General features: G+C 36.1%; 10 protein-coding genes. All 10 read right to left on the reverse strand.

Annotation, left to right across the window (positions count from 1 at the left end; translation table 11 throughout):
* Positions 1-143: 143 nt before the first annotated feature.
* The gene (locus ACO5V7_RS05300) at positions 144-488 is read right to left on the reverse strand and encodes a hypothetical protein (RefSeq protein ID WP_485485342.1); all 345 of its coding nucleotides are present in this window, start codon (positions 486-488) and stop codon (positions 144-146) included.
* Positions 489-505: 17 nt separating this feature from the next.
* Positions 506-814, reverse strand: a complete 309-nt coding sequence (locus tag ACO5V7_RS05305) for a hypothetical protein (protein ID WP_485485343.1) — start codon at positions 812-814, stop codon at positions 506-508.
* 8 nt (positions 815-822) lie between these two features.
* Positions 823-2,421 (reverse strand): lipase family protein, encoded by a 1,599-nt coding sequence (locus ACO5V7_RS05310; RefSeq protein ID WP_485485344.1) that lies wholly within the window; start codon positions 2,419-2,421, stop codon positions 823-825.
* Complete coding sequence (locus tag ACO5V7_RS05315; protein WP_485485345.1) at positions 2,414-2,836, reverse strand: hypothetical protein; 423 nt, start codon at positions 2,834-2,836, stop codon at positions 2,414-2,416. The genes ACO5V7_RS05310 and ACO5V7_RS05315 overlap by 8 nt, the downstream gene beginning before the upstream one ends.
* 387 nt (positions 2,837-3,223) lie before the next feature.
* A complete protein-coding gene (locus tag ACO5V7_RS05320; RefSeq protein ID WP_485485346.1) occupies positions 3,224-5,614 on the reverse strand; it encodes an SA1320 family protein in 2,391 nt (796 codons plus the stop codon).
* The gene (locus ACO5V7_RS05325) at positions 5,614-5,997 is read right to left on the reverse strand and encodes a hypothetical protein (protein ID WP_485485347.1); all 384 of its coding nucleotides are present in this window, start codon (positions 5,995-5,997) and stop codon (positions 5,614-5,616) included. Before ACO5V7_RS05325 ends, ACO5V7_RS05320 begins: the two co-directional genes overlap by 1 nt.
* 13 nt (positions 5,998-6,010) lie before the next feature.
* A complete protein-coding gene (essC, locus tag ACO5V7_RS05330; RefSeq protein ID WP_485485348.1) occupies positions 6,011-10,402 on the reverse strand; it encodes a type VII secretion protein EssC in 4,392 nt (1,463 codons plus the stop codon).
* Positions 10,403-10,416: 14 nt separating this feature from the next.
* Entirely contained in the window at positions 10,417-11,538 is a 1,122-nt protein-coding gene (gene essB / locus ACO5V7_RS05335) for a type VII secretion protein EssB (protein ID WP_485485349.1), read from the reverse strand.
* Positions 11,539-11,555: 17 nt separating this feature from the next.
* Positions 11,556-11,810 (reverse strand): type VII secretion protein, encoded by a 255-nt coding sequence (locus ACO5V7_RS05340; protein WP_455049669.1) that lies wholly within the window; start codon positions 11,808-11,810, stop codon positions 11,556-11,558.
* A complete protein-coding gene (locus ACO5V7_RS05345) occupies positions 11,803-12,264 on the reverse strand; it encodes a hypothetical protein (RefSeq protein WP_485485350.1) in 462 nt (153 codons plus the stop codon). Before ACO5V7_RS05345 ends, ACO5V7_RS05340 begins: the two co-directional genes overlap by 8 nt.
* Position 12,265 lies beyond the last annotated feature (1 nt).

Here is a 12,265-nt window from a genome sequence, read left to right on the forward strand (position 1 = left end):
ACAGAACTAAATCCTTTGCTTAAATTAATTGTCTAACTTTTTGGGGTCAGTACATATAATGGTAGTGGATGCAATTCTTGATAGATACTGTTTAAACAACGACTTCATTTCTATAACGAAAACCTCTTTCTTAATCATAAGGGTTATCGTTCGTCCTTGTCTTTCTTATACGCTTGGTGCTCTTCTTCTAATCGTTCAATTTGCTTTAAATACTCTTTCTTTTCTTCTAACATTTGATATTCTATCTCTTCTATTTGCTTTTGATAGGTTTTATGCATCTGTTCTTCGTTCTGTTCTAACTCAGATAAAAAGGGCTTTGCATGAACAATATCAACATCTCGATATATTGTTAGAATATAATCCACAAGGTTTTCTGTTTTACGCTTAGAAACGCGACGATAATCTTCCAATTGTTCTTTTATTTGTTGATATTCTTTACGCTTATCTAAATATTCTTTTTCTACTTGTTCAATCTTTTTGTGAATCATACAATCTATCCCTCAGTTTATTTGATTGGATTTTTCAAGTTCAATTTAGGGATACTCTTGAGATATTGTTCTGCAGAATCTGCTGTTTTTCCTTCAAAAGCCCCTTTTAATTGTGTGACAAGATTTTCAGAGTGATAAGAAAATATTTCTTTCGAAGCATTAGATAGTTTTGATCCTAACTCTTTTTGAAGAGCCTGAATTGTCATCTCATGTTTTGCTAAAATTGCTCTAATCGCAATTCTTTCTTGTGTTTTTATATACTGAATATAAGCTTCTTTATAGTAATCCTCATCAATATAATCTTTTGCATTTCCAGTAAAGATCATCCAAAAAACTATCCCCTTTCTATCTTATAACTGTTTAAAATAAACGAACTATTCGACACCACTTTAAATATCTCGCTTTGTTTTCTATCAACATCTTCCAATGTTTCAACAGCAGTAAATAATTTATCTGAAAAACGAACTATTTTATCCATATATCGATTTAATTCATCAACATTATAGCTGAACATTCCTTCATCCCAAACCGTCGAAAATTGAAATTGAGAAACTAGTTGAGACACTTCATTTCTTCCTAAATTAACCCCTGCGTGATAAGCTTCATGATTAGCCTTTTCTACCACTTCTTTTACTTGTTGGCGGTAATTTTCTAACTCATTTTTCAATAATTTTACTTTTTCATCTGATTCTATTCTTGATAAATGAGAAATACATAGCAATAATCTACTTCGTAACTCTATTTTTTTTGCGCCAGTAGCTCCTTGAATAGCGCTCTGTAGAATCGGAATGTTCTTATTCCCCCATGCTATTACTGATTGTTTGGTCTCATCAATAATGGCTTTGTATTCTTTCATAAATTCTGGATAGATGTGCGGATATTCCGAAAATTTGCCAGACCTAGCATCTATCCCTTCTTGGATATACATTGATAATTCATGAAGAATCGTTAGAAACAAACCTCTATTTTTTATTTTAGTAAGATACTTATCTATTAATGAACTTAATTTTCTTCCTGCATATAAATAATCCGGGAAGAAATCCTCAGTTGCTTCTAAAATAGTTCCATCTGAGTGAATTTTATACTCTCCAAAATCATGCGAATTAGGATTGTCAAAGGTCGTTGTAAAATTAAACGGCACTATTACTTTCACTTTTCCTAATTGTTCATCTGTATTCCGATTTAACATCGAAACCATATCAAATGGATTTACATAATACGTTACTTTTTCATGGAGGATTTGAATTACTTCTTCAGAAACACCCGAATTTCTTAAACTCTTTAGAGTATCTGGTCCATTTAAAACAACAATCTCACCAATTTGTTCCAATTCTTTTACACTAAGATGAGCTACTCCTTGTACTGAAGCAATTGAACCAAGGGAATGTCCTGTGATATTTAATTTTGCAGTTGGAGCTTTCTCTTTCAATTCTGATAATTTTACATGTAGAGCCTCTTCAACTAATTTTCCCTGATTGGTATAAGCATCTCGCATCGTAAACGGGTAATTATTTCCGCCCCAGTCATTTGCTGACGAAAGGGCAGGTCCATCACTCCCCTTTACAGCCAGATAGGCATTCTTTGTATCTTTGCTCAACTCTGGAGTGTCTGTTAAAAAATACGAATTAAAACCTTCTCTTTCATCTGAAAGCAACCCCTTCTTATAGTATTGTTCCTTATCTCCATCCATCGACTCGATACTTCTTGAAGTAAAAGCTACACTAGTATCTTTATGTACATATAGGATTCCATTATTTGGGAGATTTTTCCCACCAACAATGGTTTCTGTATCCTTTTTATAAGTATTAGAAAAATTCATATCAGCATAATCATCGGTATAAAGCAACCGATTATAGAAACTATATGGCCTATCCTCATATGCACTCTGTGCTAAATCAATATATAAATTATTAAATGTTTTAAGATTAGTCATAAATATATAACCCTTTACCTTTTTTTATACTTGGAGGATTATTCATTCCAATATCTTTCATATTTGGAATGCTGTCTTTATTGTCGAGGATAAAGTCAATAACCAAAACCGTATCTGGATTATCGTTAAAAGTTCCTTTTACAGATAAATTATACCCAACTGTTTGAACGCCATTGCTAATAGCTCCTACTCGATAAGTAGCCCAGTCAAAATCTACATTTGTAATTTTAGGGTGTTGAGCTTTAATCCACGCTACAATCTCTTCTTCATGTTCCTTCAACCACGCTAACTGCTTTTCTCTGGTTGTCGCAAAAATTGTATTTGCACGCCAATCTGGGTTATTTAAATTGAACACTGTAAAACCTCCTACACCTAATAATGCAATTGTTCCTATAATGGCTAATTTCTTCTTCATATTCCACCCTCCAACCTTCTATACATACTGCTTATTATTTAATCTTCTAAAGACACTACTCTTACTAGTATTATAAGATATTTCATTAATTTTTCATATCGATTTATTAATTAATATTGACTTATTCTATAAATCGCTACGTTTTTAACGAATACTCGTATTAAGTAGACCACTTAGTTCTTGAATCATTGAAATACTATCCCAATATGCGTTATTAAAACATATCACAAAGAGAACTTTTTTGAGATGTATCAAAAATGATACATTTGCATTTTTTGGTTAATTCTACAACTAAATAAAAGCTATCGTTATGGTTCTAATCAGCTCTTGATAAATAAAAAAAAGAAGGAATTAAACATATCGCTTAATTCCTTCCTTGTTGCCTTGCTAATTTAAAGTAAAAGTCGCTTCGGTATTTGGACCCGCGCTTGAGGCTACGTAGTCACTATATTCATTATCTCCGAAACAGTCATTCACAAATCGTACGTAGTATCTAATCAGTTGATGTGTTTGGGATAGTTTCGCTTTTAATGTAGAAATCGCACTAGCTTGCATTCCTTCTGCCTCCATCACTTGAATCACGTGATTTAACTCTTGCCCCAGTCGATTAGCGATAGCAGCCACTAGCTTCTGACCTTTCACAATCTCATCCAAATCAAAGGCATGGTATACACCCTCTTCAATAATGGGTTTTAATTGAGGTTCAAGAAGAGCCATCGAATTTTTAACATCTCGAATCTGCCAGATAACATGTTCTATACGCTCCATCGCAGGAACAATATGTGATTGTAGTCCTTGAACACTCTCTTTTGTTCTAGCTGGATACAGTTGTTCTAATTTTCCCCAATAAGTCTCACGAGAAGCACTTGGTTTTACCGTCAAATCACCTAACAGATTGTAATTATCTTTAATTTCTCGGACAAATACACTCTCGGTAAAATCAGAACTAATCTTAGTCACTAATTCCTTCAATCTACTCTTTTCTGACATAATCGCTTGGAGTCCACTTATGAGTTTGTTCAGTGAATGACTATATGCATTTTCAACTTTCTTCGCATATTCTGAACTGCGCTTTTCTACTTGTTTATCAAAAGCTTGGAGCACATCTTTTACATCATCAAAAATTCCATGTCGCTCAAGATATGCCTTATAGTTAGCCGGAACTGTTCCTATTCCTAATCTAGGAGAAACACTTCCCTTTTCTAGGTGTTGGCCTAACCACGCATCAATTTGTTCAAAATTCTCTGCTACACCATTGACGAAATCGATTATATTCATAATTTCTGATGTGATTTCAGTAGTATTCTTAGCAATAACTTCTAACACAACTGTTAACGATTCCCTGATTCCATCTAGTTTCCCTTCGCGAAGACCTTCTCCTTCAAAAATCGTTACACTATCTTTAAGTAATTTTTGAGTTTCTTCTTCAATTACTTCCCAGGATTTCATCAAAGTTGGCGTGCTATCACCTGCGATAGAGGAAACTCCCTCAATTCTCTCATGATGAATTTTCTTCGCCAACTCCCCACAAGATAACTTCAACCTGTACAAATCTGTATTGTATCGTCCATACTGAATTGGCAAGCCGTTTACAAGAGCTTCTTGGTTAGAATAAAATCTCGTTTTATCCAGTTTTGCTGTGTACGTAGCATCATTCAAAATTTGACGATTTTTCATGACAACTCCAACTGTATCATGAAGTTTAAACAATACATATGGAAGTCCAGCTTCTTTAAAAACTGATTTAATCGACTCGGAAATTTCTTCTTTTCGTTCGTTAAAATTTTCTCCTATCTTATCGTTCTTATTTCTACTTGCCTCTAGAATCTTCACGATATAAGCCATATCTTCTAGTCGATTGGTTATATTTGTTTTTAGAATGCGCAATAATTCTGGATTTACTTGAATCTTATCTCCGCTACTAATCCAGTTTTCATCCGCGCTTAGTAAATCCCTGGGTTTAGGATCAATTCCTTTAACATGAAAATCAATCGTTCCGTCTCCATCAATGTCAATATCTTTCTTTGCAGTTCCCCAGACAACATCTCCATTACCATAAACAATTTGTTGGAGATGATTAAATTGCCAATACGTTAGATTATGTGTATATATACCCAATCCATAATCCAGATGTATCCCCGTAACTGTTGTATTCCCCGTAATTCCACCAATGTAATCATAGTTACCTCGGTAGTTCTTAAATTGTTCTGGATGGGCTCTCATATACTCGATTTCTTCAGGGCTTATCATGTTATGAATGTCCGGACCATGAGAACCCATATTGTCCCATCCATTTTTTAATGCGACATAGATTGCTAAAGCTTCTCCTAGTGAATGCCCTGTTGTTGTAATTTGTGCATTACGGTATTGCTTACGAACCTCTGCTGCGAAACGAAGAGCAGCAGCTGATTGCATTTCAACCACTCTACCTCTATGATTTGAATCTATATAAGCCATCCTATCGGTATTACCATAACCTATCATCTTTAAGTCAGTTACTTTGTCTCTAGTATCCTCAGCATTAGTCCCTGCATACGTAATAATAATTTGAGAATAATCTGGTTGTCCGTCGGCCCCAATAGGAGCAACCGCCATCGCTTGCATCCCATTTTCTTGGTTATCTTCGACTTTTAAGATTTTGAAGTTACCTATCTCCGCTATTCTATTTTTCAGTTTTAAATTTGTATTAGGCTTTAATTGATCATCAAAATCTTTTCTAGATGAGTCTAATTGATATACTTTATCTGATAAAACAATGTTCACTTCATCCTTCAGCATCATCTGTCCCCTAAATATTTAATTTTAATGTTTGATATCGAAACAGTATCATCATACTTCAAACTGGTTTCCTTTGTAACACTTTCAAAAATATTACTAGGATTTAGAGCAATAATCCCATCTTGACTATTCAAGTATTCATAATGAAAAATTGATAAATTGGATACCATCGAATCATCATTATTAATCTTCACTTTCAATATATAGGTTCCTGTGCTCTCGTTCTTAGTAAAACTGATAAATTCCACTTCTTTAACTTCATACCCTCTAACTATCCACATCACAACATTATCTTGTTGTTCTTTCGTAATCTTAGGTTTTGAACACGCAACAATAAGAAATGCACTAAATAAAATAGCAACTAACTTTAATATCTTCTTCATTCTTCCGCCTCCTCTATTCTTCTATACTCATTAATTGTACAAATTCATAACCTTCTGCATCAACAATATAGCCTTCGTTTGGACGTGGAGATTTTTCGTTTGAGATATACGGGAAGCGAACATATTCTTGGTCGCTGATACGCATTCCCATGAACACCTGTGTTGCTAATTGTCTGTGTAAGGTGACAAGCGTAGAGTAATTTGTCATTAAGTCTTTATAGTTGCCTACAAACACTGGCGTAATACCGTACTTAGGTCCTTCTAACAGAAGCTCTTTGAACTGATTTTCTGTAATGTTGAGACTTTGACCGAGAATTTGGATGTCCGGAATGATAATGAGTGATTGAGTATACTCACCAGGTTGCGCCATACGTTCCTTTAAGTTGTCTAAGATGATATTCATCCCTTCTTTAGCACTCAGTGTATCGCTGAAACGATGCGCTTCCTTAAATTGATCTAACTGCACTAATCCTAATGGGTCCACAATCACCACTTGAACAGGAGTCGTATATTGGTTCAACTGGTAAGCTAATACTTTGTAGAACTGAGTAACGCTTCGAACATTATCACTAACTAAAGAGATGGCTTTATCTAATGTAAATGCAGCCACTTCGACCATTTCTCTCGTTAACCCTAGTAATACTTGATGGTTTCGTTCTGATTGGTCTACTTGAGCTTCCACCATTTCTGGTGTCACCACTTCTGGTAACATTGGAATTGGTTGTGGTAATGCGCCTGTCCAATAACGAGACATTTCTTGCGCTTCTGCTTTCACTTGCTGAATCATGAATGAATTATCTTCCACAGCATACGGCACACACACTTGGAAGGAAACGACTGTATCTTGCTTCATTAATCCGCGTCCACGGATATCCAAAAGCACTTGGTCTGTACGACCAACAATACTTGTAACATCGCTCTGTTCGAATAAGTAAAGCGCAATTTTTGTTTTAAAGTTTGCTTGTAATTGTACACGCATAGCATTGAAACGAGACATCGTTGTGATGAGGTAGATTCCTAGAGAAGCCCCCTCACGCGCTAGAATATTAACGGTTTCGTTAAACGCTTCGCTGAAAGTAGCATCACTCACACCATCAAAACTATCGATTGCAATAAATAGTGAAGGGAATGGTGTTGCGGCGTCTCTGTTGTATTGTTGCATATTACTTGAACGCGCCTCACTAAGAGCGGCCTTTCGTACCTTCACTTCTTTTTGAAGGCGTCGTAATGACTTCATCACTTTCTCATTATCGTCTGCTGTAAAGTAGTCTGCCACATGTGGAAAATCCACTAAAGAAATTAATCCACTCGTTCCAAAGTCATATAAATAAATATGGGATTCCTCTGGCGTTGTTTTACGCATTACATCAATCAATGCATTTTGGATAAAGGTAGATTTCCCATATCCTGGACTTCCAACGACCAGAATATGACCGCAATCGTTGAAGTCAACTATCAGCGGTAATTGCGCTTGTTGTTCCGGAATATCTTGATATCCTAATAAAAACTCAGGCTGTTTATTTTCTCCCCAATAATGTTTAAATTGAATATCTTGGATATCTTCCGCTGCAATTCTCTCTTTTAATGGTGGTAGCCAAGGACTTGCGACTTTTGGAAGGTGTAGCGATTCGAATACACGTTTCGCTTCTTGAACGACCGCATCCAATTGCGTTGGCAATCGTTTCTGGTTGCCACTATCATCTAATCCACTTAAGTCTTTATTGATTGCTTCATACTGACCATTATCTTTAATGGCATACACTGTGGTATCTCGGTGTGTGGAACGTACCGCTTCTGGTTCATAATCGGCTCCACTCCAAGCGCTTTGGAATAATTCATAGATTTCATTATTCCCAACTTGTAAGTATCCACGACCCGTTTGTGTAATTTCTGCAGCATCTGGCGTTTTAATAATTTCACGCGAATCAGCCACATCTTGTACTTTCAATGCAATCTTAAATTTCGAGTTAGACCAGATTTGGTCATCCACTACTCCGCTTGGTTTTTGAGTCGCTAAGATTAAGTGAATTCCGAGCGAACGTCCGATACGTGCTGCAGATACTAACTCTTTCATGAAGTCAGGTTGGTTCGTTTTCAATTCTGCAAACTCATCCGAAATCAAGAATAAATGAGGCATTGGCTCAGTGGCTACACCTTCTTTAAATAATTTCATGTACTGATTAATATGGTTTACATCATATTCTGCAAACAATCGTTGACGTTTCTTCAATTCTGCTTGAATAGACACTAAGGCACGATTGGCTTGCGCTACATCTAAGTTGGTAATAGCCCCAACTAAGTGCGGTAAGTCTGCAAATAGGTTCGCCATCCCTCCACCTTTGTAGTCAATCAAGAGAAATGCCACTTCATATGGATGGAAATTCACCGCTAATGAAGCAATATACGACTGTAAGGTTTCAGATTTCCCTGATCCTGTTGTCCCTGCCATTAGTCCGTGAGGTCCATGCGCTTTTTCATGTAAATTCAACATTAATAATTCATCACGGCCACGTAGCCCTAATGGTACCGCCATTGTTTGATACGTATCATTCGTTGCCCAACGATAGTTCATATCTAATGCTTCTACAGAATCTACACCATACATTTCTAAGAATGTGACACTATCTGGAATCGCGTTTCGTAATGTTTGAACATGCGTCACTTGAGCCAAGTCTCTTGCGAATTGTTCTTTGGCTTCAGTGGATAACTTCTCAAACGTCACAAACGGCTTATCCATATATTCGCCATTATGCAGGCGTAATGTTCCTTGACGATTCCCTTTGAAATCCACAACAGTGTTTACATGTTCTGGTAGGCTTTCAATCACATCTTCTACAAAAAGATAGCTAATTCCAAGATGGGATAAATCTTCATTAATAAACTCCATAATATTATGGTCTAGCATTAGAGATAAATCCGTAATCACAAATACATAATGAGGAGTAAAGGTGAGTTGCTTATTAGTTCCTGCTTGTTCAGCCGCTTGTTTGCGTTCTTTGATCATTTGATAAAGAGACGTTAACAATTGATCACGACTACGTTGATGGTATACAAAACTACGACAATTAAACTGTTGGAGTTTCATATGCGGTAACCAACGACTCCATTCCCACAATGGGAGTTCTTCTTCACGAAACACTGGAACAAATTGCACATCATGGTAACTATGAAAAGTCGCCAATTGCATCATCGCTTGTTGCACTTGCTCAATGACTGTTCGACGCGAACCGATATACCCTGTAGGAGCCGATAATAAATCATTAGTAATGGGTAGATTTTCTAAGAATTGATAATGAGCCACTAATTCCGTTACTTGTTCACTAATGGCTTCATTATATTCTGTTAACTCAGATTTCTTATAATCGATTTTAAAGCTAGGAATGATCCTTCCTGTCCCTAGACGGTACGTTAGAAAATCAAAGTGATGAGGTGTCTTTTCATAGAGACGTCTATCAGTATTTTTAGCCATTTCCATGACCTTCTCCATACTTGGATAATGATAATTCAACGCTTCTTCCTGCTCTTTAGATAAGTCATAAAGCTCTTTATATTTTTCATTCAAATATGCCTTATAGTTCTCCATCTTTTTAGCTTTCAGACGTTTATTTTGTTTTTTGTCTGAGAAGAAACTATGGACTGAGGTGATTAAAGTAATCACCGACATCCCCATCATCATAATCATCATACCGCCATTTCCTGTAAGAAAATGCGTTGCTACCGTAAGCCCAATCATCGCAAGCGGCATGATAATTAATTTTAATAGCGATTGCTTCTGCATATTATCTTCAGTTGGTGGCGCTAAGATGCTCACCACATCATCTGGCTCACGTAAAATGAAACGAGGTGAACGGTGGAAATCACTAAATTTATCTTCCCCGTTCTCTTCAAAGTCCAATTGTATTAATTCTGATTCAATAGGAAGAATGCTAGCTATGAGAACACGTTGTCCATCGATTTTGACAAAATACCCACTTGATGAAAATACACTGTCTCCTTCACTCATATGAATGGATGCGTTCACTTTTTGTCCATTTAAGAAGATAGGTTTTGAAGTTATAACTTCATATCCAGTAGGGATTTGTCGGATTAATAACTCATCACTTCCCACGATTCGAACTGTATGAATAGCCTCTGGTCCAATCGTAATAGGCACGTTCGTCATTAATGTTTGTAATGTGTATTCAAACATAAATAATTCTGCATGTATGTCATCACTCAAAGAAATTGCATGCTTCCCGTAAGAATACGTTTCATGATTATACGTCACTAGTCCATTCTTGACGGTTAGTTTATCCGCATAAGGATTTTTAATGTCAATATCATCATTCATAAATACACCTACACGGTAGGGTCTTTCCTGTGAAATGTCGTATATGGTATCTTTCAGTTTAATTAAACAAATCATCTTACTCCTCCGTGTTAGTTTTCTTTCGTTTTTTGTTGTGTTGGTAAATATTGTTTCTTGAGTTCTTCTAACTTACCTTTATAACGATTAATTTCTTCCGTTCTTTTTTCAGAAGTTAAACTTGGATCTCGTTGGATATCATCGATTTTCTTCGTTAAACCGTACATTAATAATTGCGGATCATCTAAATAACTCGCAATATCCATTGCTTCATCAATCTTATTCTGACCGATAAGAACCCAATAACGTAGATAGTCTTCATTCGTTTGAGTCGTAATTTTCCCTAACGTTGTTTTTTGAGCGTCCGTTAACGGTTCGGTCATTATTACAGAGTACGCAACGATATACTTGTCTTCCGGCGATAAGCTTTTACTATCCATATTTTTAACAGAAGATACTACCTTAGAATAGTCTTTTTGGATGAAGGATAAGCGAACATTCGCAATCGTTTGCTGTTGTGGTTGAGTCACAAACATGTGATATCCTAAAAGACTGGCAAAGATTACCGATAATACCCCAAATAGAATCCCTGTTAGTTTCCATGTGAATAATCTCTTATGAGAGACACGCACCATTTCTTTTGCCACGCGTTGCTTTTCATACTCCAAGTGCTCATTTAGGAAACTTACAACCTCCTCAATGGTTTCTGCAGAGAGGATACTCTCAGTAAATTTATGTCCTTTATAAAATTCGAGTTTGCCTTGTGCGAGCTCTTCATACTTTGCTTTTGTATCTAAGACAGAAATAATCATAGATTTATAATGTTTTAAGAAAGTTGCTTCCGTTATTTCTTCATAGGGAGGAACTTGACCTTTGACCCCACGGAAGATGAGTTTCGCAATCCCATTTTGAGTGAACACAAGATTATCAGGGATTAAAGAATACGTGTAGGCACTTGTTTTTAGTGCTTCATACAATTGACCAATATTCATTAAATACCTTAGTTGTTCCTCTAAAGGAAGCTGATATACTACACCGTAATCTTGAACGGTATCTGTTTCAGCATGAAACAGATAGGCGCTTTCTGTTTCTTCAATTTGTAGAGATACTGCTTCTGGAATGCTCACTTCTAATAATGTTAAAGCCAATGCAATATTGCCTTTAAATTCTTCTTTCGTTACTTCAAGAGTTTTCAATTTCGTTCGCTCGCTTTCTATAATGTTTCAACCATCAGTTGGATTCCGTCATGTAAATAGTTCACATCTTCAATTCTTTGTAAAGCTGTTAATACGATTCCTTTTTCATGAATGCGGACACTTGGAGTATTCACCTCAAACTCTAACTGATAGGCATCCTTCACAATATTTAATAATTCCTTCATACTTATTCCTACTGGGATTCGAAGATCATATTTCCCATAGGCAAACTTTTCTAAATTCAATGTGATATTAATATAGGTATTACGCATGATGAGTTTTCCTTTTCTTCAAAAATTGATAAACCGAAACACCACTAACTAAAAATCCCAAACCAATGAATGCTATCACAAACCACACAGACTCTTTTTGAGGAGGCCGTAATGTCACTCCTTTAGAAGGAGATGCTGTGCTCTGTGTAAGAAAGAATTGAGTAGTATCTATTGGATTTAATTTTTGTGGGGTTGTCGATAAAAAAAGAAGAGCATTATCTTCTGTTCCAGATAATGACTCTTCTGCCTGTTGTTTTGAAATCATTTGAGACAAAGAGGCATCAAACAGTTGTTTTAACAAAACGTCTTGTTCAAAATATGTCTTCTCTGTTACTTGTGGTGTGACAGGTACATCAACATTGATTTTTAATGACCCTGTTTCTGCCCAAACTTTGCCCGTGAGGACAACTATCATGCCAAGTGTTAACAATAGCACTCGACTGATTACTTTCATT

This window comes from Granulicatella sp. (assembly GCF_057274575.1).